Origin of the sequence: Nocardia shimofusensis NBRC 100134 (assembly GCF_001613125.1) — a bacterium.
GTDB classification, from domain to species: domain Bacteria; phylum Actinomycetota; class Actinomycetes; order Mycobacteriales; family Mycobacteriaceae; genus Nocardia; species Nocardia shimofusensis.
This window is the reverse complement of record NZ_BDBT01000007.1, coordinates 85,669-108,893: the sequence shown is the minus strand read 5'-3', so window position 1 is coordinate 108,893 and position 23,225 is coordinate 85,669. Positions and strand designations below refer to the sequence as shown.

The window sequence follows — 23,225 nt, the reverse complement described above, 5'->3', positions numbered from 1 at the left end:
CGGCGGGCGAATCGGGAAACTCCGGAATCGACATCGACACCCGTACAGACGTGACACCCCGGATTCGGACGCAGCATGCGTCCCCTCGCGGGCGCCCTCGTCGGTACCTGTGACGAGAACCAGAGCCTCGCCATCGTGTCGCCGGGCGAGGAAACTGGAGACGGAGAGGAACAGGATCATGAGCGAGGCAACGGCAACCACGGCAACCCCCGGCCACAGTGATGTCGACCATCTCTGGCGCCGCTTTTCCAGTGACCTGCGAGCGTTCATTGCTCGCCGGGTGTCGCGGCCGGAGGACGCCGAGGACATCCTGTCCAAGGTGTTCCTGCGCATGGTCGAGAGCCTGGACGATCTGCGTGATCAGGACCGGGTGCTGGGCTGGATGTATGCCATCACCCGCAACGCGATCACCGACTACTACCGGTCCGCGCCCCACCGGCGCGAACTGGCCGTCGACGCTGTCCCGGACCATCCGTCCGCGGGCGACGGTGAGCCGGACACCGACACGGCGGCGGAGAAGGAGCTCGCCGCGTGCCTGGTTCCGATGCTCTCCGCGTTGCCCGCCGAGCAGGCTGCCGCGGTGAAGATGGTCGACCTCGACGCCCGCACCCATGCCGCGGCCGCCGGTGAAGCGGGCATCTCGGTATCGGGAATGAAATCTCGCGTCCAACGTGGCCGCGCCGCCCTCCGGGCGCAATTGCACGCCTGCTGCCGAATGAGCCGGGATCGCCTCGGACACGTGCACGAGTACCAACCCCGCGGCGGAGCCTGCGCCTGCGGGGCGACGTCACCATCGGACCATCCGACCCGATAGACCCAGCCACGTACGGCCGAGGGCATCCGCACGCCACCACGGCCAGACGAAGGTGCGGTGCGAGCCTCGAGGGGCTCGCACCGCACCATGCCGGGGGAGGACTACTGGCAGCCGCACCCGCCCGCGGCCGTCGCCACCGAACCACAGCACGTCGCCTTTTCGCTGTGATCGCAGCACGTGCTCTGCCGTTCGGCACTGCAACACGTCGGCGCGGCAGCCTGGGGTGACGTATCCGTTCGATGCGTCGCCGGGGATTCGAATTCGTCGGGCCTGGTCATGGTGGCTCCTCGAGGTGTAGGGGACAGACACCTGGACAGACGACGGAGAGCGGGAATGGACGCACCCCTGCCCGCGGTTGCGCACCGGCCAGTTCAGCACGATCACTCGCATGATTCCCGGCGTGGCCGACATCGATCATTCTTTGTCAAGTTCCTCCGCATTCTCCGAGAGATTGATAGATTTATACCCAAGCACCTATCAATCCGCGTTTCTGTCCATCGGCTGCCGCCGGCCACTGTCGTGCGGGCGCCGAGACCGGATGGTGCTCGAGGAGTGGACGTGACGATGGAGCACGTGGCGGGCGCGAGACGGCACCCGGACAGCGCGACGGAAGACGGCGCAACGCAGGCGCGGCCGGGGCAGGCAACCGCGGTTCGGGACGGAATCGTCTCGGCCGCAGCCACATTCGGACGCACCGTGCGCTTGGGAGCGCGTGCGACCGTTCTCATGGTCACCGATCTGGCCACCGGGCGCTTCCCGTTCCGCGAAGCGCTCGTGCAGGCATGGTTCTTCGCCTCGGTCTCGCTGCTGCCCGCGATCCTCATCTCGCTGCCCATGGGCGTGGTGATCGCGGTACAGGTAGGGAGCCTCACCGAGAACGTGGGAGCGGGTTCCATGGCGGGCGCGGTCGGCGGCATGGGCGTGATGCAGCAGATCGCTCCGCTGGCGGCGGCGCTGCTGGTGGGCGGCGCGGGCGCGTCGGCGATCGCCTCCGATCTCGGGGCGCGCACGATCCGCGAGGAGATCGACGCGCTGCGCACCATGGGCATCGACCCGCACCGCAGGCTCGTCGCCCCCCGAGTGCTGGCCATGACGGTGGTGGCGCCGATGCTGGCGGTGCTGGTCATCCTGATGAGCATTCTGGCCAGCTTCTTCGTCGCCTCGATCGGTCAAGGGGTCGCGCCGGGCTCGTACTGGCTGTCGTTCGGCAGCTTCGCCAGTGTCACGGATCTGGCGATCTGCCTCGGCAAGTCGGCGATCTTCGGCTACCTGGTCGCGGTGATCGCCAGTCAGCGCGGGCTGCAGGCGCGGGGCGGCCCCAAGGGCGTGGCCGACTGTGTGAACGCCGCGGTGGTGCTGGGGTTGCTGGCCTGCCTGCTGGTGAACCTGATCATCACCCAGATCGTCTTGCTGTTCGTCCCGATCGGAGTCCTGTGATGGCCGTCGGGAGTCAGTGGACCACCCGTCCCTCCGCCTACCGGCCCGCCGGGCTGCGCTGGACGACGCGGTGGCACCGAGCCTGGGATCCGTTGGAGGAATTGGGCTTTCAGCTGCGATTCGGCATCGCCGCCCTTCTTGGCACCGGCTGGGCGCTGCGCCGCTACCGCAAGCAGGTCGTGACGGTGTTCACCGATCTGGCCTGGGGCAACGGGCGCTCGATGATCGTCGGCGGCGGGGTGGCGCCGGTGCTGGTCGTCATGGGCGTTGTCGCCGGGGCGATGATCGGCCTGGTCGGCATCACGGCCCTGGACACCCTCGGGATGGGGCCGTTGGCCGGGGCCATGTCGGCACTGGCCAATCCGCGGGAGCTGGCCCCGCTGATCGCCGCGGTCGGCTTCGCCGCACAGGCGGGCTGCCGGATGACCGCCGAGATCGGCGCCATGCGCATCTCCGAGGAGATCGACGCACTCGAGGCCCAAGCCGTCGATCCCATCCCGTATGTGGTGTCCACCCGCGTGCTGGCCGCGGTGCTCACCGTCGTGCCGAGCTATCTGATCGCCCTCGCGCTCGGATTCCTGACCACCCGGCTGACCGTCACGGTCGTGCACGGCCAGGCCGTCGGCGCGTTCGACCACTACTTCCAGATGTTCGTCGAGCCGCGCGATCTGATCTACTCGCTGGTCAAGGTGATCGTGTTCGTCCTCCTCGTCACCTGCATCCACGCCTATCAGGGCTTCTACGCCACCGGCGGGCCGGAGGGCGTTGGCGTGGCCTCCGGACGAGCGATCCGGGCGAGCCTGGTCGCGATCGCGTCGGCCGACATGGTGCTGACGATCGCCATGTGGGGCATCGACACCGACATCGGATTCGCGGGGTGAGCAATCCATGAGCAGAGCGAGGCAATTCTCCGAACGCGGACCGGGCCGGGCCGGGCTGCGGTGGCGCGGGATGGTGCTGCTGGCCGTGCTGAGCCTCGCCCTTGCCGCCGCGTGGCGCTCGGTGGAGCCCGCCAGGACCGGTGAAGTCGAATTCGACCTCGTCGCTGCGAGTCTCGGTGACGGTGTGGGCGTGGACACCGCGGTCCGGTTGCGCGGACGCACGGTCGGGGCGGTCGTCGGAGTCGACTCCGTCGGGGTGGACCGCCGGCGGGTACGGGTGAGTATCGAGGCGCCACGGCTGGCGGAATTGAGCACGGCGATGCGGACGCGTTTCGTCTCGTCGAACCTGTTCGGCGCGACCGCGCTGGAACTGGTGCCCATGCCGGGCGGCGCCCCGATCGCCGAGGGCGCCGTGCTCGATGTGGGTGACCGGGTCGACAACTACACCGTCACCCGCATTCTGCGCGAGTCCGGGCGCGCGGTCGCCGACGTGCTGACCCCGCGGCTGGCGGCCTCGCTGGAAGACGCGGCCGCGCTCACCGAGGCAGGCGCGCCGCTGCTCGGCTCGGCACTGTTGCTGGCCCGGACCTGGCAGCGTACGCAGACGGTGCCGCTGGGGGAGGCCATCCCGGACCTGGCCGATGTGGCCGAGGGCGGCGCCGCGTTCACCCCCTCGGCGCTGAGCATCCTCACCGCGCTCGCCTCCGTCGAGGAGCTCGACGAGGACACGCGCATCCTGCAGGCCTCCGACACCATCTCCGAGGTCTCGAATCTGGTGTTCGCCTTCGCCGGTCAGCTCGTCGGCGCGCTCGGTCCGACCGCCGACCTGGTGGACATGCTGCTGGACACGCTCATTCCCCTGAACCAGGCGATGCGCGGGGTCACCCCGGCCCAGGTCGGCGCACTCACCGCGGGGCTGGACGGCGCGTTGCGGCAGCACGGCGACGGAGTCGTACTCGAGGTGGAGGTGCTGATCGACGCGATGCCCGCCTTCGCGGTGCCGCTACGGGCGACGGGAGGCGGGCCGCGATGAGAACTCCCCGTGCCGCCGCGGCGCGCCTGCTGGTGTTGCTCGGCGTGGTGATCGCGATCGTGCTCCTGGTGGTGCAGGCCATCACCCGCCCCGTCGGCGGTGAAACCTACAGCTATCGAGCCGAATTCGGCGACGTGTTCGGATTGCGGGACGACGCCGACGTCCGGGTGCGCGGCGTGCAGGTCGGCAAGGTCACCGGCATCACCCTGACCGCCGATCATCGGGCCGAGGTCCGCTTCACTCTGCGCACCGAACACCGTCTGCGCGTGGGCGACCAGCTCGCCGTCCGCTTCCAGAACCTCACCGGCCAGCGCTATCTGGCCGTGCTGCCCGCCGATACCGCCGGACCGCCGCACGATCCCCGCGAACCGGTCCGCGACACCATCGATTCCTTCGACATCACCACCGTCTTCAACGGCCTGCGACCGCTGCTGCGCGAGGCGGACCCGCAGGTGTACAACCGGTTCGCCCAGAGCCTGGTCGCCATGATCGAAGGCAACGGCGACGATCTGGCGCCGCTGCTGCGCGATCTCGGCGCGCTGGCCTCCTACGCCGAGGACCGCAGCGCCGTGATCACCGTCGTGGTGGCGAATCTGGACAGCCTGTCGCAGCGGCTGCGCGGCCGTTCGGAGAACCTGGAGAACATCTTGCGGGTGTTCCACTCCATCTTCATGCCGGTCGCCAGTCGCATGGAGGAGTTCCTGAACCTCATGCAAAAGGGCTCGGTGGAGATGAGCGAGATCGTCCGGACCACCGAAGCGCTGAGCAGGCTCATGCTCGGCGCCAGGGACAGCTCCGACGCGCTGACCGAACGCCTCCGGCAAGCACTGCCCGACACCACCGCGGCGGTGCGGTCGCTGTCGGCGCTGCCCGGTCTGCTGGCCGCGCTCAACGCCCTCGTTCCCAGATCGGAGCCCGACCGTCACTGCGCCGACGGCACCTTCGCCCCACCGGTGAACGCGGCCGTGCTGCTGCAGGGCAGGCAGCTGACCGTGTGCGAGGGAGGCAGGCGATGAAGCCATCACGGACCGGCACGCCATCACGGACCGGCATCGGCCGCCGATCGCTGTCGCTGGGCGGCGAGGAGGTCGCGACCCGGGTGGAGCTGGTGTGGGCGCTGGTGAGCGTCGTCGTGCTCGCCGTCGCCTTCGGCGCGGTCGGGCTGCTCTACGCACATCCGCCGAACAGCTCGCCCTACCGTCTGCTGCTGCCCGAGACCGGCGGGCTCGACCCCGGTGACGAGGTCCGCATCGCGGGCGTGCCGGTGGGGCGGGTCACCGCCGTCGAATTGGGTTCGCGCACCGTGGAAGTCACCTTCGCCGTGGACTCCGGTCAGCACCTCGGCGACCGGACCTCCGTCGATGTCCGCATGCTCACCCCCGTGGGCGGACTGTATCTGGCGGTGCTGCCCGCCGGGGCCGAGCCGCTGCGTGACCCGATTCCCGCCGAGCGCGCACGGTTGCCGTACGTGATCTCCGATCTGGTCGAGCAGACGACCGAGATCGCCGGTCAGGTCGACACCGGTTCGCTGCGTACCACGCTCGAGGCGGCCGCCGCCGCGGTCACCGACGCCCCCGGCACGGTGCGCGAGGCGGTGTCCTCGCTGGGCGTCGTGGTCGAGGCGATGGCCGAGCAGCGCGATCAGGTGCACGGCCTGCTCGAGCTGTCCAACGAATACCTCGCCACCGCCCGCCGCAACGAGGCGCTCACCACCGAGATCGTGCGCGCCTACGCCGTGCTCGGTCCACAGATCGTCGCGGCCCGCGACGAGGTGGAGATCTTCGCCGACAAGATCACCGCCGTGGTCGGCCTGCTGTTCGACTTCCTCGCCGGTCCCTACCAGGAGAGCCTGGAGCCGTTGTTCTTCCCGCTCGAGCAGAGCGCCGACACCGGACGCGAACTGCTCGCCTCGGCGGACGCGGTGCTCGCCGAATTCCGCCACACGCTCCAGTCGCTCGCGGCGTTGGCCGGTCCGGAAGGACGGGCGCTGGTCGACCAGAGCGGATTGACGGTGCGGCGCCCCGACGTCTGCCTGCCGGTTCCGGGATCGGGGTGCTGAGGCGATGACCTGGACAGCGAGAGCCCGGACGACAGCGGACCCGGCGGCGATCCGCAGGCGCGCCCTGCCCGCACTGCTGATCGTCGTCGTGCTCGTGGCGGTGGTGGCGACCGCGGCGGCGGTGACCCGGGGCGACCGAGGACCGGTCCGCACGCTGTGCGCGGAGTTCGACACCACCTTCGGCCTCTACGACGACGCACCGGTCACCATTCGCGGGATAGCCGTCGGGCGGGTTCGCGCGATCGTGCCCGACGGCGACCGTGTGCGAGTCGAGATGTCGATCGGCGACCGGCCGCTGTCGGACCGGACGAGGGCGGTGGTGGTCAACACCTCGCTGCTCACCGACAGGCGCGTTGAACTGGTGGACGCGGACGTGCCCGGCGACGCCGAACTGCCCCCGGACCGGTGCCTGCCACGCGATCGGACCCGGACCCCGGTCAGCGTCTCCGACGCCCTCGGCTCCTTCTCCCGGATCGCCGACGAGCTCACCCGCCCCGCCGCCGACGGCTCGGCTCCACTCAGCGCCCTGCTCGACGGCGCCGACCGCGAATTGGCCGGGCTCGGGCCAGAACTCGACAGGCAGTTGCGCGCGGTGGCGCAGCTGATCTCCGCGCCGGATGCCTTCGCCGCCGAACTCGGTGCGCTGCTGGACAATTCCGCCGAGTTGAGCACCTTCGCGACCGATCGGTGGACCGATATCAAGACTTCTCTGCTCACCTTCGGTCCCGGGCTGGAACTGCTCGAGAGCACGCTGTTGATCGTCAAGACACTCGTCGGCAAACTCGCCACCGCGCTCGGCCCGCTCGATCGCGCCTTCAACCACCATTTCCCCTACCTGATGGACGCGCTGGAGCAGTCCATTCCGGTCGTCACCCTCGCCCGGGTCGACGCCGAGAACTCTCGAGAGCTGCTGGCCACCGTTCCCGGCGTGATCACCATGTTGCAGAACATGGTCGAGGGCGGCGACGGGTTGGCGCTCGACTACCGGCCGCCCGCGCAGTGTGTGGGCGCCGATCCCGCCCTGTGCCGGACGCTCGGCGCGAACGCGGCCCGGTTGCCCCTGCCGGTGGCCGTTCTGGCGAGTGCGGGAGGACGGCGATGACACGACGATGGGCACGATGGACCCTGCTCGCGGCGGCGCCTGCGCTGCTGGCGCCGATGGCCGGCTGTGGGTTCGATCCGAGCGATCACACCCTGCCCGGCACCGGGGTGGGCGGCGAGCACTACCGGATCGTGGTCGAGTTCGATTCCCTGCTGAGCCTGCCCGCGGGCGCGCGGGTGCGCAGCAACGGCGCCGAGGTGGGCGCGGTGGACTCGATCCGGCTCGGCCCACACGCCGCACTGGCCGACCTCGACATCCGCGCCGAGGTACGCCTACCGCTCGGCACCCGCGCCGAACTGCGCCAGACCACCGTGCTCGGCGACATCTACATCGCTCTGCTGCCGCCCACCACCGGCACTGCCACCGCCACGTTGACCGACGGCGACCGAATCCCGCTGAGCCACACCGACACCGGTCCGCAGGTCGAGCAGATCATGGAACGCGTCGCGGCCTTCGTCAACGGCGGCAGCGCGCTGCGCACCCAGGACGCCCTCGAGGAACTGGTCGCGGCGCTGCCCGAAGATCCCGTGGAGACCAGGGAGCTGGCCGCCCGGCTCGGGGCCGACCTGGCCACCACTGTCGAACACCTGCCCGACCTCGATCGCATGCTCGCCGCGACCGATCAGGTGAGCGCACGGCTGGCCGCCATGCGCGAAGAGGTCGGTTTCCTGTTCTCCGAGACCGCCCGGTTGCGCCTGGGCCGGGTGCCGCAGTTCATGACCGCGGTACTCGATGTGGTCATCGACGTCAACACCCTCACCAACGGACTGGACTGGCTCATCCCACGCCTGCCGCACATCAACGAAGCGCTGGAGAAAACCGCGACGCTGCTGCGCGAACCCGCACCGGAGGCGACCACCTGGATCGGCAACGGCGCCGCGTTGTCGGATCTCGTCAACGGCAAGGTGGTCCCGTTCCTCGGCGCCCCCGCCGTCGACGTGCGCAGAATCGGGCTGACCGGGAGCCCGAGCGGCGAGGTCGACGCACTGATCCTGCTACGGCTGATCGGAGTGCTGCCGTGACCCGTATCCCCGCCGGCTACTCGGTGCTCGTACTCGCCCTGGTCACCGCACTCGGCGCGGGCTATCTCGCCTTCGGGGTGCTGCGGCTCGACCCCACCGAACGCCGCAACCACGTCACCGTGCACATGGACCACGCGGCGGGCCTGCGCGCCGGTGCCGACGTCGTGTACCGGGGCGTCGACATCGGCGCGGTGGACGGGGTCGACAGCGTCCGCGGCGGGGTGCGTGTCCGGCTGTCCTACAACTCCGTTCACCGCGTCCCCGCCGATTCGGCCATGGCGGTGGAGAACCTGTCCGCACTCGGCGAGCCGGTGTTCGCCTTCCTGCCCGCCGCCGACGTCGGCGGCCGCTACCTCGCCGACGGTGACGAGATCACCGGCCTCGTCACCGCGCCCACCTCGATCCCGGAGCTGCTCGCCGCCTCGTCGACGCTGTTGAGCCAGAGCGACAGCGCCACCTTGGCCGATCTGGTCGACACCTTCACCCAGGCCGTGGAGCACGCCGCCGCCACCGCGCCCGCGCTCGCCCGCGCCGCCGACGTGCTCGCCATGACGCTGGCCAGGCACCAACCCGCACTCGAGGTCGTGCTGCGCAACCTGATGCTGCTGCTGCCCGACGTCGACTGGGTGAAACCCACGCTGACCTCGGCGCCCCCGCAACTGGACGCCTTCGGCGCCACCCTCGGCGTGTCCTACGAGTACCTGTTCGAGGGATCGGCCCTGCTGCGGGGCCGGGAAGTGCTCGGCTCGTGGCGCGAGGAACAGCAACGCTTCGTCGACTTCCTGAGCAGGCTCAGCCCCGAACTCGGCGCGCTCGGTGTCGCCCTGCGCCCGGTCACCACCGCCGTCGGCCCCGCGCTCGGCGCCATCGACATGGCCACCCTGCTCGACCGAGCCCTCGCCGCCCTGCCCGGCGACCGGCTCCGGATCGTGCTCCAGCCACCCGCCGAGGAAGGACAACGATGAGCAGCACCGACGCCAGGACCGCGACAACGAAAGACCCGGCGCCCGAGGCGGGGCCGGCCGAGCCGGAGGCGAGCTTCGCGAGCGAGCTCGACGTGACGACGGCGCTGGGCGCGGCGAGCCGGCCCGAGGAAACCGACGCCGCCCCGGCGGAATCGCCCGAGGCCGGACAGCACGACTCGGGCGATCGAGAGGCCGGGCCGGACGGGCGAGATCCGCAGACGCGGCCGAGCGCCCGCCGGAAGACCGGGGCGAAGGCGCGCGTGACCGACGCATCGACGGCCGCGACCAGGCGATGGTGGAGCCGGCCGGAACGCTCCGCGCTCCGCGGTCTGCCGCGAATCACGATCGCCGCGCTCCTCGTCGCGGCTGTCTCGCTGATCGTCGCGGCCGCCACCGTCTGGCGCACCGGCGACGCCGCCGACGAACTCGCTGCCCTGCGCGCCGGACTCGACACCGACACCGCCGCCGAGCGGGTGGCCACCGACTACGCCCTCGGTGTGTCGAGGGTGGAGGCCGGCCAGGTCGACGCCTGGCGCGAAGCACTGACATCCGGTGTCACCGAACAGCTCGCGGCGAAGCTCACCGCCGCCGCGGACGTGGTCGGCCCGTGGCTCACCCAGATGGAGTACTCCGCCACCGCGAAGCCGCTGGCCGCGAAGGTGATGAGCCGTGACGGCGACCTCCACGTGGTGCAGGTCTTCGTCGACATGAACTCCCGCAGCAGGCAGACCCCGGAAGGCGTGGTGGCCACGGCCGCCTACACCGTCACGCTCGACCGCGCCGCGGACTGGACCATCACCGATGTCGGCGGCGTCGCCCCCGACCTGCCCGTTCCGACCACCGAGGCGCCTGCCGCGCCTCGCTGACCCATCCACAGGAGAACTACCGTGACCACAGCCGCCGACCAGTCGCTACCCCAGATCCCACGCGCCGCCCACAACTCCCGTACCACCGCGCCCGCACCGCGGGTCTGGATAGGCGAGGACGCCGAGCCCGTCGAACTCGTCGCACCCGACTCCCTGACGGCCGAGATGGTCGGCCACTGGACCTACCTCCTCCTCGAGGGCGCCGCGTTCGCCATGCAGGGCATGCATCCGGTGATCCGTGAGGTCACCGACCGATACTCGGCCGCGCGGACCGACCCGGGCGGCCGCGCCATCCGCTCGGTCGACTCCGTGCTGCGCTGGACCTACGGCGGGCTGGAAGCAGTGCAGGAAGGACGCCGGCTCCGGTCGCTGCACGAGCCGCTGACCATGCGCGGCTCGGAGGGCAAGCGCATCGGCGCACTCAATCCCGAGGCCTATCAGTGGGTGATCGCCACCGCCTACATCACCACCGCCAAGGCGGGTCGGCTGCTCATCGGCCGCGAGTTCACCGCAGGCGAACTCGACGAGTTGCTTGCCGACAACATCCGCATCGCCAAGATCCTGCAGGTGCCGATGAAGGGCTATCCGCAGACCCGCGCGGAGTTCGACGCATACTACGAACGCATGGTCAGCGAGGTGCTGCGCGCCGACGACGCCATGCGCGAGGAGTTCGCGATGATGCGCGAGGGCGACAGCGAACAATTGCGGGCGTTGCCGTTCCCCGCTCGCCAGGTGGCCCGCACACTGGCCAGGCCGGTGCTGCGGTTCACCTACCTGTCCATCATCGGCCTGCTCGACCCGCGGCTGCGCGCCATGATCGGGGTGCGGTGGAGTCAGGAGGAACAGCGCACGCTCGAGCGGATCTACGCGGGGATCCGGCTGGCCTACCGGGTGCTGCCCGAGCGGCTGACGTACTTCCCGATCGCCTATCACGCCCGCAAGCACCACCGGAGCATCCAGAAGATGAAGCAGCGGGAACTGCGATCGGCCGCCTACAAGGTGCGGCCGAAGCAGGTGTAGGCGTCAGCGACCCGAGGAGATGGGGACCTTCTTCCCAGCGGGCTCGCTGGATTCCGCCACGGGAACGGTGATGGTGAGAATGCCCTTGTCGTACGCGGCGGTGATGTCGTCCTCCCGAGCGCCCGTCGGAAGAGCGATGGTGCGCGAGAAGGAACCGTATTCGAATTCGGAGCGTCCGTTGGTCTCGCGCTGCTCGGTCCGTTCGGCTCGGATGGTGAGCATGCCTTCACGGACGGTGACCGAGACATCTTCGTCCGGGTCCACGCCGGGCATCTCGGCGCGCACGACGAATTCGTCGTCCTTCTCGTCCACCTCCATCCGTATCGGGTGTCCGTCGAAGAACGGACGCATGGCATCGACGGCGGGCAAACCGGCGAACCATGAGGTCAGCGCGGGAAATGGGGACCGGGAATGGAGCTGGGGACTGCGTGCGTTCACGGATTCCTCCTCGTTCGTACCGGGTTGTAAGGCGCACGCTCGACATCGAGCGTGCGCCCCTCGAACAGGCCTCGGGAGAGGCATGGTGCCCGTGCTGGACAGACCAACGTCACAGCTCGCCGGGACGCCGCACGCCTGGTCGGACGGAGCACGAGGACCAACGGCTCCCTCGCGGGCGACGGTCGGACCTTCCGCAGCGCCGGGTGCGGGGCCACACTCGGGCGGAAGGAGGTTCTCGAGGCCGTTCGAAGAGTGCCGAAGTGCCCGCGACGAGTGAGGACGATCCGCCATGTTCGATCAAGACGTCCGCATACCGGTCGGCGAAGGCTGGGTAGAGGGTCGTCTCACTGTTCCCGGCGACGCGATCGCCGTGGTGGTGTTCGCCCACGGCAGCGGAAGCGGCCGCCACAGCCCCCGGAACCGATTCGTGGCCGAAGTTCTGCAACGAGCCGGCCTGGCCACCTTGCTCCTCGACCTGCTCACACCCGGCGAAGAGGTCGTTCGCGCCAATGTGTTCGACATCGACCTGCTCGCGCGGCGACTGGTCGAGGCGACGCGCTGGCTGACCACAAGACCCGAAACAGCCGGGCTCCGCGTCGTCTATTTCGGCGCGAGCACGGGAGCGGGAGCCGCCTTGCGCGCCGCGACTTCCTCCGAGGTGTCGATCGCCGCGGTCGTGTCACGTGGGGGCCGACCGGACCTGGCCGGGTCGGCCTTGACGGCCGTGCGTTCGCCGACACTGCTCATCGTCGGCGGCCACGACCACGAGGTGCTCGACCTCAACCGAGAAGCGGCGCGCACGATGCCGTGCGAGGTCACGGTAGAGGTGGTGCCCGGCGCCACTCATCTGTTCGGCGAGCCCGGCGCGCTGGAGCAGGTCGCCGAGCTGGCCCGCGACTGGCTGGTCGCACAGCTGACAACTCGGTGAGTATCGAACGGCTACTCGGCGTTCGCGGGACGCGCACCCGGGTGGGGGAACAGCAGCGGCGCCAGGAAGCGACGGGCGAACTGTTTCGCCGCCGCGGCGTCGTCCAGCGGCAGCACCCCGCGCGGGTTGGAGATGAACGACATGGTCAGCCGGACGAACAGTTCGGCGACCACCTCGGTCTCGAAATCTCCCAGCTCGCCGCACCGCTGCCAGTGCGAGAGGAAACGGGCCACCACGCCGCGCCCCTGGGCGATGAACTCGTCCCCGGTGACGAAGCTGGTGAGCTGGTCGGCCGCGGAGGACACACGAAGGCTACGGGTGAGCAGACGGGGCGAGTTCGCCTCGCCGACGAAGGCCGCGAACATCTCCGCCAGCGCGCTCACCGGCCCCGCCGACCGGCGCACCGCCTCGGCCATGACCATGCCGACCCGCTGTGATTCGGCCATGAGGGCGTAGCGCACGAGCGCCGATTTGGTGCCGAAGCGCCGGTACACCGTCGCGACGCCCACTCCGGCGAGTTCGGCGATGCGGACCATGGTGGTCTCCTCGAACCCGACCTCGGCGAAGCAGTCGCGTGCGGCGTCGACGATGCGTCGTGAACGGGAGTCCATGGCCGTGAGATCGGCCCAGGAATCCGCCGTCGCGGCGAGGAATTCGGCGACCGTGCCGTCGATGTCGAAGGAAGGAGAGAGCGACCCGGCCGAGGAAGGCAGACCGCCGCTGGTATCCGCGGCCTGCTCGGCGGCCCGGTCCTCACGGTGCGCCGTCATCGCCGTGAGCCTACCGGCGAGCCGACGGGTCATCCGTGTCGACACTGCGCACCGCCCGTCTCGCCGCGGGAGGCGCGCCCAGGCGGGTCTCGCCTCCGACATGTCGGAATGATAGTCTAAACACTATTAAACTATCACTCGCCGTTCAGGGATGTGCGCCATGACAACGAACGCAGCGTTGCCCGTTGTTTCCGAATCCGTCTCCGAGTCCGCCACCGCGCCGACCGCTTTCGAAGCCGCGGCCGCATCTCCTCGCGTACGGCCGGAGGTGCTGACCGCCTTCCGCAAGCACACCGCGAGCGTGCTCGCCGGCGTCTTCGCGGGATCGGCGTTCGACCAGGTCGCACTCGTTCCCGTCGCCGCCGCGGTGGACCGCAGCGGGCGTTTCGCCGCCAACTTCGCCGATCGCGGAGTCCGCAGCGGCGCGTCCGGGATTCTCGCGCTGTGGGCGGACCCGGTCGACCGCAAGGCCGAGGCCGAGTGGCTCAAGGAACGCCACCGCGACGTCCACGGCCGCGGCAAGGGCGCGTACGAGGACGTCCGCTACAGCGCGCTCGACCCGAAGACCTGGATATGGATCGGCGTCAGCGGAATGTTCGTGCCGCTGAACACCTTCACCTTCTGCACCGGCATCGAGTTGCGCCCGGAGGAGAGGGAAGCCGCCTATCAGATGGTGCGCGAGACCTTCGCCCACCTGGAACTGCCCTCCCAGGCAGGCAAGCTACCGGCCGATCTGGCCTCTGCCACCGAGTACTACGACCACATGGTCGAGCACGAGCTGGCCGCCAATCCCTTCTTGCGGGAGAAGTACGCCGCGCTGACCCGGCTGCCGCTGCCGACACTGGGCATCCCGCCGGCCGCCCGCGTCCTGCTGCTGCCGCTGTGGATGCTGATCCGCCCCCTGATCGGCCACATCATCCAGGTGTGCTCGGCCCAGGCCATGCACCCGGGCGTGCGGCGCATGACCGGCTTCGAACTCACCCGCAGGCACGACCTCGAATTCGCCGTCTACGTCCGGGTTCTGCAGACCGCGTGGAAGATCCTGCCCGATCGGCTGCTGCTGGCGCCGTTGGCCTACAACCGCCTCCGATACGAGAAGCTGGTCCGCTCGCACCGCAGGGTAGCCCTCGACACCTTCGCCGCCCCGCCGCTGCCCTTCTCGGGTGGTTGCCCGGTGTGATCCCACCCAGTGGTTGATAGTTGTAGCGAACTCGACTATCAACCACTGGTCGGCGCGATGGTGTATTCGCGGCGGTACCCCTGCGGTACTGCGCTCAGTTCAGCGGAATCGTCAGATGCACGGTCTGGAACCTGGCTCCCGGTCGTCGGGCGTCGTGGACGACGGTGCCGAAGGTCTGCCAGAACTCCAGTGCGCCCGGCGATTTCGCGTCGGTGTGGAGGTACAGCCGATCCAGTGCGGGGTTGGCCTTCACGAACGCGACGGCGTGCTCGACGAGCCGGCTCGCCAGGCCGCGGCGCTGATGCTCGGGCGCGACGTAGACGCGGAACAACTGGGCGGTGACGCCGTCGGGGAACTGCTCGGCCAGCCATCCCGGATGCGGGGGAGTGCGCGGTCCGCGCGCTTGGACGGCCGTCGTGGCGACCACTTCGTCATCGCGGACCGCCACCCACAGTCGTTGATTCGGGTGGTCCAGATACACCCGTTCGGGATGGATGACGTCGTCGTGGTGTTCGGGCATGTAGCCGCAGCCGAGCACGTTGTAGAAGGTGTCGAGCATGATGCGCCGTGCGCCCGGCATGTCCTCGGCGCGGGCTTCGCGGATGGCGTAGCCGGTGGTCGTCAAGGTAGGGGTGCTCATCGCAGTCCTGCCAGTTCGTTCGCGAGCACTTCCAGCCCCTCGACCGCGACCGGCCCCGGTCCGGTGTAGCCGAACGGGACGGCGATGATCCGGTCGGCCCGGATGGCCTCGACGTCGGCGAGCTCGGGACGGCTGCGCAATGCCTGACGCGCTGATTCGGGTGTCTGGTCGCCCTGGGTCAGCAAGATCACCACTTCCGGGTCGCGCTGGATGAGGGTCTCGGTGTTGGCGCCGAAACTGCGCTTGTCGACATCGCCGAAGATGTTGCTCAGGCCGAGCATCCGCATCTGGGTATCGACGGTGCTGGTGCCGCCGTAGGCATTGAGGGTGCTCCCGTCGCGCGACAAGATCAGCGCCGCGGCAGGACGTGGTTGCGCGACCGCGCTCGTCGTGTCCGCGACGGACGCGACTCGTGCGCGCAACGCCTCGACCTCCGCGGTCGCGGCAGGCTCGGTGCCGAACAGCTTTCCGTACAGCTCGATGTCGGCGAAGATGTCGTCGAAGGAACCCGCGGCGTTCTGGCAGTAGCCGCGGGTCACGATGAGCGGTATCCCGACGGCGGCCAGATCGTCGGCGGTCACCGCGGCGCCTTCGAAGCTCACCACCGCGTCGGGTGTGCGGGCGATGATCTCTTCACGAGCCAGATCCGCAGTCGGAGCGACCACTTCGGCGTGGGCGAGCTGGTCGGCGTACTTGCCGGGGAAGGGCGCGGTCTCGAAGGTCCGGGTGATCACGCGGTCACCCGCGCCCGCCGCGGCGATCATCGGCGCGGCGATCGAGCCGACGGTGACGACCCGTTGCGGCGGCGCGTCGAAGGTGACCTCGCGGCCGCAACTCGAGATGGTCAGCGGGAAGCCGCCGGTGGTGGGTTGCGCGCTCTCGGAGGACGTTTCGCCGCACGCGGTCAGGCCCGCTGCCACCACGAGGGTGGCGGGTAGCACGGCCAATCGCCGGATGCGTCGGGCGAATATGGGTTTCACTGTGTCGATTTCCTTTTCTGACGGGTGTTCACGCATCGACGCCGCGCATACGGCGGATCAGGACGAGGAGCAGTGGTGCGCCGACCACCGCGGTGACGATGCCCAGCGGTAGTTCGCGCGGGGCGAAAGCCGTGCGCGCGACCACATCCGCGGCGACGAGGAAGATCGCGCCGATGAGCGCGGAAACGGGGATGAGCTTGCGGTGCGTGCTGCCGACGCACAACCTGGCCACATGCGGGATGATCAGCCCGACGAATCCGATCGCCCCCGAGACCGCGACCACCGCGCCGACGCCGAGGGCGACGATGCCCAACGCGCCGACCCGCAGCCGGACAGGGGAGAAGCCGAGCGTCAGGGCGGTGTCGTCACCGACGGACAAGGCGTCGAACCGCGTTCCCATCACGAACAACGCGCCGAGGAACGCGAAGACCACGGTGGTCGTGACGGCGACCGAGGACCATGCCGCCGAACTCAAGGAGCCGAGCAGCCAGAACAGCACCGCGCGGGCTCCCTCGGGCGAGTCCGAGGCGAAGATGAGAAAACTGGTCGCCGCGGAGAAGATGTAGCCGATGGTGACCCCGCCCAGCAGGAGTCGCAGGGAGGTCATCCGGCCGTTGATCCGTGCGACGACGAACAGCAGCGCGGTGGCGATCATCGCCCCCAGGAACGCACTCGAGGTGAGCGCGGCGGCGGAGGCCGAGACCGTCGAGCCGAACAGCAGGCAGACGGCGGCGCCGGTCGAGGCCCCCGAGGTGACGCCGAGGATATGCGGATCGGCCAGCGCGTTGCGGATGATGGTCTGCAGGACCACCCCGCTGACCGCCAGGGCGGCGCCGACGCTCGCGCCGAGCAGCACGCGCGGGGTGCGCACCTGCCACACGATCGAGTCCTCGGCGCGGGTCCAGTCGACCACGCCGGGCCACCCCAGCAGGTGATGGCCGACGATTCTGGCGACCGTCGACGGCGGAACCGACACCGGGCCCGATCCGGTCGCGACGACGATCGTCACCGCCAGCGCCAGCGTGAATCCGGCGATCCAGGCCATCGTGGTCCACCGCTTCTCGGCGTGATCGAGATCATCGACCGGCGGCGTTGCGAGCGTGGTGGTCACGGTGTGAATGCCTCTTCGGTGTCGGGGGATGCGCTGTCGGGCGCGCTCTCGCGGAGCCGCTCGCGCGCGTCTTCGGCGGCGTGCGGGCGCGGGCCGAAGAGCAACTGCAGGGAGCCGAAGGCCGCCGAGCGCTGCACGGTGACGTGATAGACGGGTTCGAGCACCTCGGCGGTGAGGACATCGGCCACCGGCCCCGCCGCGGCGATACGCCCTTTGTCGAGCAGGACGAGGCGGTCGCAGTAGCGGGCGGCCAGATTCAGATCGTGCAGGACCACCACGGTGGTGACCCCGAGTTCCCGGACGAGCCCGAGCAGTTCGTGTTGATAGCGGACGTCGAGGTGATTGGTGGGTTCGTCCAGCAGGATGTGATCGGCCTGCTGAGCCAGCGCGCGGGCGATGAGGACGCGCTGGCGTTCACCGCCCGACAGTGACGCATAGGTGCGTCCGGCGAGTTCGCGGATCCCGACCCGGCGCATGGCTGCCGCAGCCGCGACTCGGTCGGCGTGCGAATACCCTTGGAACGCACCCGCCCACGGTGACCGTCCGAGCAACACCATCTCGGCGACGGTGATCGGTGTGTCGCTCGCCGATTCCTGGGTCACGACGGCGAGGCGTGCGGCCATGTCCCGGCCACGCAGCGCGGCGACCGGTGTGTCGTCGATGGTGATGGTGCCGCCGTGCGGCCGCAGCGCCCGGTAGATCAATCGCAGCAGGGTCGACTTGCCCGAGCCGTTGGGCCCGATGAGTCCCAGAACGCTGCCCTGTTCGGCTGTCAACCCGATGCCGGACAGCACGATCTCACCGCCGTAGCCGAACTCGATGTCCTCGACGGTGATCATCGATGCACCTCCCGCTTTGGCGTCTCGTTCACCGGACAGCCGTAACGGTGTCGGCACGGCGGCGCGCCACGACGTGCAGGCGGTCGTCGTCGAGTTCTTCGCCGAGCACACCGTCCCCCGGCCAGGCGGGCTCGGTGAGCGGGCCCGGGCGGTCGAACAGGGCCACGACGTCGAACCCGGCCAGGCACAGCAGATGCCGCAGTTCTCGGGGGAACAGCAATCGCCATGCGGTGTCCTGGGTGACCGGCTCGACACAGCCGTCCCAGGTCCAGACACGGCGGCGACGCAGCAGTTGCGCGGGCAGATCGATCGACAGCGAGGTACGCGAGGTGTACTCGACCCCTTCCCACTCGACCCGGCGCACCGATTCGTGGTCGAGCAGTTCCCGCCGGCCTCGGTCGGTGAGCAGGAACGCGGCGTTGCGCATCTCCAGCACCAGCAGACCGCCCGCGCGCAGACAGGAAGCGAAGCGGGTGAGGGCCGCGAGGATGTCTTCGCTGTGGTGCAGGTGCAGCAAGGTGCTGCCCAGGCAGGTCACGACGTCGACCGGTTCGGCGACCGTCACCGCACGCGCGTCACCGACCCGGATGTCCAGCCCCGGGTATTTCGCGCGGGCGTAGGCGACCATCCGGGCGGAGATGTCGATACCGCTGACCCGGTAGCCGAGGTGGGCCAGCCGGGCGGCGTCTCGGCCGGTGCCCGCGCCCACATCGAGCAAGCGCGCGCCGGGAATCGCTTCGGTGGTTCCCGCCGCCATCGCCGGATCGGAGAATTCGGTCACCAGATCGTGGACGAAGCGCGCGTTGCGTTCGCCGCTGTCCGGGAATGTCTGTTCGTACAGCGCGGGATTGTCGGTCAGTAGATTCTCGCTGACGAGCGTCGGGTCAGCGCTGGTCGGTGGCATCGTCGGAATCACCTTTCACGAGGACGGTCGAGGCGGGGGCGGGCCGGTCGGGATCGCTGCTGGTCGCGGGCAGCGCGCCGTACCGGTGCATCGCCGCTACCGCGACCGCCGAGGCGAATCCCGTTCCGGCGCAGAGCAGGGCGGGCCACCAGCCCAGCGGCCCGCCGAGGCGGTCGACCGCGGCACCCACCAGCGAGGTCAGCGTCACCGTGAAGACACCGGCAACGAGATAGAAGGCGCCGTAATAGGTTCCGGTCAGATTCGGACCGCCGAAACGGGGGATGAGCTCGTTGACGAACGGCGCGACGGTCATGATGCCGACCGCCAGGATCGCCGCCGCGAGAGCGACCGGCGCGACCGCCAGGTAAGCGGGGACGGGCTGGTCGGTGACCGCGTCGATGACGCGCGCCGCTGCCGGAGGAACGAGGAACGCGCCGCCCATCACCGTCATGCCGACGGCCATGACCGGACCGCGCGCCCGGGCACCGAGGGCGCTGGTGATCCGCACCTGGAGGACCAGGATGGTGACGGTCTCGGTGAGGAACAGCGCCGCCACCGCGATTGCCGAGAAGTCCTCGCCCGCGGCATCCTGGGCTTGCAGAGTCAGGATGAAATAGATCTGGCTCTGTAGGGCGAACATCCCCATGAGCGCGATGGCGAAAGCCCAGAACACCCGGTGGCCGAGCAGCGCGGTGAGGTCGCCGAGAACATTGTTGCCGTTCGGGGTCGCCGCACGATGCGGTAGCAGCGCCAGCTGGGCGAGGGTCAGTGCCAGGAACACCCCCGCCGCGACGATCGCGGTCAGTTCGAAGCCCAGGGAGATCAGCACGGTGCCGACGATCGGGCCTGCCGCCGATCCGACATTGCCGAAGATGTTGAACAGGGCGAACGCGTCCGCGGCGCGGTCGTCGCTGTCACGGGCGATATACGCGCGGACCGCCGGATTGAACAGCGCCCCGGCGAATCCGGTGAGAATCGAGGCGAGCAGGACCACCGCCACCGACCCGCCGACGGCGAACAGGGCGAACCCCGTCGCGCGGATCGCGGCGCCCACGATGATCACCCGCCGGGCGCCGAGCCGATCGGCGGCCATCCCACCCACCAGGAACAGCCCCTGCTGACTGAGATTACGGGCGCCGAGGATCACGCCGACCACGGCCGCCGACAGCGCCAGATCGTCGAGCAGATAGTCGGCGAGGAACGGGATGAGCATGTAGAAGCCGACATTGCCCGCCAGCTGGTTGATCAGCAGCAGGCGCACCGACAAGGGAAAGGTTCGGAACAGCCGCACGACGCTCATGCCGCACCACATCGCGTGACTCCGATACCTGCCCCGGCAGGGCGGCGCAGGATGCCGTCCGCCCCCGCGAGCCCGCGCCAGGGATCATCGGCGATGAGCAGATGCCCGTCCAGGTCGACCCAGCGGGCCGCTCCGCTCAGGTGCGCGGCCGGAGCGATACCCAGTGACGTCGATGCCTGGCAGCCGAGCATGACCTCGACGCCGGCATGTCGGGCCCACTCGATCATGGTGGCGGCCGCGTGCAGGCCGCCGCATTCGGCCAGCTTGATATTGATGCCTGCCACCGCCGCGGGCAAGGCGGCCAGGTCTTCGACCGAGGCGGCATCCTCATCGGCGATCACCGGCACCGAGACAGCGGTGGCGACCGCGTCGAGCGCGTCGAGACCTCCCGCGGGCACCGGTTGTTCGACGGCGACCACATGGCATCCGGCGAGTTCGGTGATCACCCGCACGGCGGTGTCGGCGTCCCACGCGCCGTTGGGATCGAGGATCAACGCGGCGCCGGGCACGGCCTCGTGTACTGCGCGCACCCTCGCGACGTCCTCGGCGGTGTCGGCGGAGCCCAGTTTGAGCTTGAGCACCGTGAAGCCCGCCGCCACCCGTTCACGCGCGGTGATCACCGCGATGTCGGCGGGCAGGATGCCCAGTGTGTAGGCGGTCGGCACCCGATCCCATTCGGGCATGCCGAGATAGGAGTACAGCGGCTGCCCCGCGCGCACCGCAAGGCAGTCGTGCAGTGCCGCGTCGACGGCCGCGACCACCGGCAGCGCGCCGGACAGTGCCGCGCGCAGTTCGGGCAGGCGATCGCGCAGGCGCCGTGGATCAGCGTCCGTGGCGACCCATTCGGCCGCTCGACGCAGCGCACGGTCGATGGAGTCGAGGGTGATTCCCAGGCGCGGGCTGGTGACGACCTCGCCCCAGCCCTGGGCCTGCTGATGAGTCAGGCTCACCCAGACGGCATCGCGGGCGGCGATGGTCGCCCGCGAGATACGCAGCGGCTCGGTCAGTTCGATCCGGGTGCTGTGCCAGTCCAGTCTCACAGCAGCACCTCCGGGGTCGCGGGATCGCGGACGACCGGACAACGACCCCATCCTTCGACTTCGCGTTCGTCGGGTCTGGTCAGTTCGGTGGGCTCGGTGCGTGGATCGGCGAGCAGACCGCGCGCCGCGCACCAGGCGTCGTCGTAGATGGTGCTCAGGTAGCGGTGCGGTCCGTCGGGGAAGACAGTGAGCACGCGCGTTCCCGGCTCGCGGCTCGCGATCCACCCCGCCACCAGCGCCGCGGCGCCGGTGCTCCATCCGCCCGCCAGGCAGGTCCGCGCGGCGAGCGTCCGGCAGGCGGCGACGGCTTCCACGGGGCCGACCCAGTGCACCTCGTCGTAGTCGGAATAGACGACGTTGCGCGGCAGAATGCTGCTACCCAGGCCGCGCATGATCCGGGTCCTCGCCGGTTGGCCGAAGATCCGCGAACCGACCGAGTCCACGCCGACCACGCGCAGCTGCGGCCAGTGTTCCCGCAAGTGCCGGGTCAGGCCCGCGCAGTGCCCGCCCGACCCGACGGTGGTGACGAGCACGTCCATCGGTTCGGCCTGGCCGAGGATCTCGCGCGCCATCGCGGTATAGCCCGACGCGTTGTCGGGATTGCTGTACTGATCCGGCCAATAGGCGTTCGGCGTCGCGGCGAGGATGTCGGCGAGCCGATCCAGGCGAGCGCGTTGCCATCCGCCCTGCGGATGCGGGTGATCGACGATCTCGAGCTCGACGCCGTAGAGATCGAACAATGCCCGCATCTCGGGTTCGAGCTCACAATCGACGACCAGGATCACCGGATGCCCCAGCGCCTTTCCCGCCAATGCCAATCCGATACCGAGCGTGCCGCTGGTGGATTCGACGATCGCCGCGCCGGGCAGCAGTTCGCCGCGGTCCGCCGCCGCGGTCAGCATCGCCGTCGCGGCACGGGCTTTCATCCCGCCCACGCCCGCCGATTCGATCTTCGCCCAGTAGTGCGCGTCCCCCGTCGCGTTCGCGGGCACCAGGGTCAGTGGCGTGCCGCCGATGAGGCGGAGCAGTCCGTCGCGCCCGCCGTGGGGCTCGACCGCGGTCATCGCCGATCCCCGTTCCGGTAGTGGAAAAGCGTGCTCGGGTTGCCGTCGAGGGAGAAGAACGGGTACGGCTCGGCGGAGACCGCGGTGACGGCCCGCTCGCCGAGGAACCACGGCAAGACCGCGCTGCCGCTCTGCGCGAACATCACCAGGGGAATCCCTCGTCTGCCCGCGTCCTGGAGCAGGGCGTCGAAGCTGCCGTTCACCAGCGTCATCCCGGTGACCAGCATCGCGTCGTACTCGTCGGTGACAGCGGTGGTCGATGTCACGATGTTCTCGCCCCATTCGGTGGTTCCACCCGCGTTGTCGCAGGCGATGTAGGACAGGCCACGCCGACGTAGCTGGGCCAGAAGAGAATTGACGACACCGACCACCAGGACTGTGCCGACCTTGCCGGCCGGCAGCAGATCGACGACCGCTCGCGCGCGGCGCTGCGATTTGGCCAGCGAGGACGGCCCGTCGACGATCACCGGCCTGCCGGAGGCCCCGGCTGCTCGCGGGTGCGGATGGACGTGCATGAGATAGGCGTCGAGTGCCGCGATGCGGACGGCGGGGACGGGATGATCGAGCAGGTCGCCGACGCTCGCGCCCACGCAGTCGTCCAGGACACCGGACAGATCGCGGCGCTGCGGCCCCTCGAGTCCGCACGAGCCGACCACGGAACCGACACGGAGGCTGAGTATCTCGTTGTGGTAGCCGTGGGAGCGACCGGCGTGCTTGGTGCCGTAGACGGTCGAGAAGGCGGTGGCGACGGTCAGCACACCGGGTGCGGGGCCCAGCGCGCGGGCGCGGACCAGGTCGACGAGCTCTGCCACGGTGGCCGGTCGCTCTGCGG

General features: G+C 69.7%; 23 protein-coding genes and 1 pseudogene. 13 read left to right on the top strand and 11 right to left on the bottom strand.

The window, feature by feature from the left end; all coding sequences use genetic code 11:
- Positions 1-178 precede the first annotated feature (178 nt).
- The 11 genes from NS3_RS09955 (at position 179) to NS3_RS09905 (ending at position 11,199) form a co-directional block, all read left to right on the top strand.
- Positions 179-814, top strand: a complete 636-nt coding sequence (locus NS3_RS09955; RefSeq protein WP_067857176.1) for a sigma-70 family RNA polymerase sigma factor — start codon at positions 179-181, stop codon at positions 812-814.
- Positions 815-1,378: 564 nt separating this feature from the next.
- Positions 1,379-2,251, top strand: a complete 873-nt coding sequence (locus NS3_RS09950) for an MlaE family ABC transporter permease (RefSeq protein WP_373865292.1) — start codon at positions 1,379-1,381, stop codon at positions 2,249-2,251.
- Positions 2,251-3,132, top strand: a complete 882-nt coding sequence (locus tag NS3_RS09945) for an ABC transporter permease (RefSeq protein WP_067857174.1) — start codon at positions 2,251-2,253, stop codon at positions 3,130-3,132. Before NS3_RS09950 ends, NS3_RS09945 begins: the two co-directional genes overlap by 1 nt.
- A 7-nt stretch (positions 3,133-3,139) precedes the next feature.
- A complete protein-coding gene (locus NS3_RS09940) occupies positions 3,140-4,165 on the top strand; it encodes an Mce family protein (RefSeq protein WP_067857172.1) in 1,026 nt (341 codons plus the stop codon).
- On the top strand, positions 4,162-5,181 hold the full coding sequence (locus NS3_RS09935) for an MlaD family protein (RefSeq protein WP_067857169.1): 1,020 nt from the start codon (positions 4,162-4,164) through the stop codon (positions 5,179-5,181). Before NS3_RS09940 ends, NS3_RS09935 begins: the two co-directional genes overlap by 4 nt.
- The gene (locus NS3_RS09930) at positions 5,178-6,224 is read left to right on the top strand and encodes an MlaD family protein (RefSeq protein WP_067857160.1); all 1,047 of its coding nucleotides are present in this window, start codon (positions 5,178-5,180) and stop codon (positions 6,222-6,224) included. The genes NS3_RS09935 and NS3_RS09930 overlap by 4 nt, the downstream gene beginning before the upstream one ends.
- 4 nt (positions 6,225-6,228) lie before the next feature.
- A complete protein-coding gene (locus NS3_RS09925) occupies positions 6,229-7,326 on the top strand; it encodes an MlaD family protein (RefSeq protein WP_067857154.1) in 1,098 nt (365 codons plus the stop codon).
- A complete protein-coding gene (locus NS3_RS09920) occupies positions 7,323-8,348 on the top strand; it encodes an MlaD family protein (RefSeq protein WP_067857143.1) in 1,026 nt (341 codons plus the stop codon). The genes NS3_RS09925 and NS3_RS09920 overlap by 4 nt, the downstream gene beginning before the upstream one ends.
- Positions 8,345-9,313, top strand: a complete 969-nt coding sequence (locus NS3_RS09915) for an MlaD family protein (protein ID WP_067857140.1) — start codon at positions 8,345-8,347, stop codon at positions 9,311-9,313. Before NS3_RS09920 ends, NS3_RS09915 begins: the two co-directional genes overlap by 4 nt.
- Positions 9,310-10,179: a hypothetical protein gene (locus NS3_RS09910; RefSeq protein ID WP_067857137.1), complete on the top strand. Its 870-nt coding sequence runs from the start codon at positions 9,310-9,312 to the stop codon at positions 10,177-10,179. Before NS3_RS09915 ends, NS3_RS09910 begins: the two co-directional genes overlap by 4 nt.
- 21 nt (positions 10,180-10,200) lie before the next feature.
- Entirely contained in the window at positions 10,201-11,199 is a 999-nt protein-coding gene (locus tag NS3_RS09905; protein ID WP_084495276.1) for an oxygenase MpaB family protein, read from the top strand.
- Positions 11,200-11,202: 3 nt separating this feature from the next.
- Here the strand turns inward: NS3_RS09905 and NS3_RS09900 are convergent, their stop codons facing one another.
- Positions 11,203-11,637, bottom strand: a complete 435-nt coding sequence (locus NS3_RS09900) for an Hsp20/alpha crystallin family protein (RefSeq protein WP_067857132.1) — start codon at positions 11,635-11,637, stop codon at positions 11,203-11,205.
- Between the two features lie 295 nt (positions 11,638-11,932).
- Here NS3_RS09900 and NS3_RS09895 point away from each other — a divergent pair.
- Positions 11,933-12,565: pseudogene (locus NS3_RS09895) on the top strand (dienelactone hydrolase family protein); the annotation flags it as partial.
- Between the two features lie 11 nt (positions 12,566-12,576).
- Here NS3_RS09895 and NS3_RS09890 read toward each other — a convergent pair.
- Positions 12,577-13,335 (bottom strand): TetR/AcrR family transcriptional regulator, encoded by a 759-nt coding sequence (locus NS3_RS09890; RefSeq protein WP_245649545.1) that lies wholly within the window; start codon positions 13,333-13,335, stop codon positions 12,577-12,579.
- A 160-nt stretch (positions 13,336-13,495) separates the two neighbouring features.
- Here NS3_RS09890 and NS3_RS09885 point away from each other — a divergent pair, with 160 nt between their 5' ends.
- The gene (locus tag NS3_RS09885; protein WP_084495272.1) at positions 13,496-14,515 is read left to right on the top strand and encodes an oxygenase MpaB family protein; all 1,020 of its coding nucleotides are present in this window, start codon (positions 13,496-13,498) and stop codon (positions 14,513-14,515) included.
- A 94-nt stretch (positions 14,516-14,609) separates the two neighbouring features.
- Here the strand turns inward: NS3_RS09885 and NS3_RS09880 are convergent, their stop codons facing one another.
- Genes NS3_RS09880 through NS3_RS09840 form a run of 9 tightly spaced genes read right to left on the bottom strand, consistent with a single transcriptional unit; the run spans position 14,610 to position 23,205 of the window.
- Positions 14,610-15,155, bottom strand: a complete 546-nt coding sequence (locus NS3_RS09880; RefSeq protein WP_067857123.1) for a GNAT family N-acetyltransferase — start codon at positions 15,153-15,155, stop codon at positions 14,610-14,612.
- Positions 15,152-16,135 (bottom strand): ABC transporter substrate-binding protein, encoded by a 984-nt coding sequence (locus tag NS3_RS09875; protein WP_067857120.1) that lies wholly within the window; start codon positions 16,133-16,135, stop codon positions 15,152-15,154. The genes NS3_RS09880 and NS3_RS09875 overlap by 4 nt, the downstream gene beginning before the upstream one ends.
- 28 nt (positions 16,136-16,163) lie before the next feature.
- Complete coding sequence (locus NS3_RS09870; RefSeq protein WP_245649544.1) at positions 16,164-17,246, bottom strand: FecCD family ABC transporter permease; 1,083 nt, start codon at positions 17,244-17,246, stop codon at positions 16,164-16,166.
- On the bottom strand, positions 17,243-18,085 hold the full coding sequence (locus NS3_RS09865; RefSeq protein WP_084495268.1) for an ABC transporter ATP-binding protein: 843 nt from the start codon (positions 18,083-18,085) through the stop codon (positions 17,243-17,245). Before NS3_RS09865 ends, NS3_RS09870 begins: the two co-directional genes overlap by 4 nt.
- Before the next feature lie 28 nt (positions 18,086-18,113).
- The gene (locus NS3_RS09860; RefSeq protein WP_067857117.1) at positions 18,114-18,989 is read right to left on the bottom strand and encodes a class I SAM-dependent methyltransferase; all 876 of its coding nucleotides are present in this window, start codon (positions 18,987-18,989) and stop codon (positions 18,114-18,116) included.
- Positions 18,970-20,289 carry an MFS transporter gene (locus tag NS3_RS09855; protein WP_067857110.1) on the bottom strand — a complete coding sequence of 440 codons (1,320 nt, stop codon included), beginning with the start codon at positions 20,287-20,289 and terminating at the stop codon, positions 18,970-18,972. Before NS3_RS09855 ends, NS3_RS09860 begins: the two co-directional genes overlap by 20 nt.
- A complete protein-coding gene (locus tag NS3_RS09850; RefSeq protein WP_067857107.1) occupies positions 20,286-21,329 on the bottom strand; it encodes a dipeptide epimerase in 1,044 nt (347 codons plus the stop codon). Before NS3_RS09850 ends, NS3_RS09855 begins: the two co-directional genes overlap by 4 nt.
- Positions 21,326-22,393: a PLP-dependent cysteine synthase family protein gene (locus NS3_RS09845; protein ID WP_067857104.1), complete on the bottom strand. Its 1,068-nt coding sequence runs from the start codon at positions 22,391-22,393 to the stop codon at positions 21,326-21,328. Before NS3_RS09845 ends, NS3_RS09850 begins: the two co-directional genes overlap by 4 nt.
- The gene (locus NS3_RS09840) at positions 22,390-23,205 is read right to left on the bottom strand and encodes a Rossmann-like domain-containing protein (RefSeq protein WP_245649543.1); all 816 of its coding nucleotides are present in this window, start codon (positions 23,203-23,205) and stop codon (positions 22,390-22,392) included. The genes NS3_RS09845 and NS3_RS09840 overlap by 4 nt, the downstream gene beginning before the upstream one ends.
- Positions 23,206-23,225: the final 20 nt, after the last annotated feature.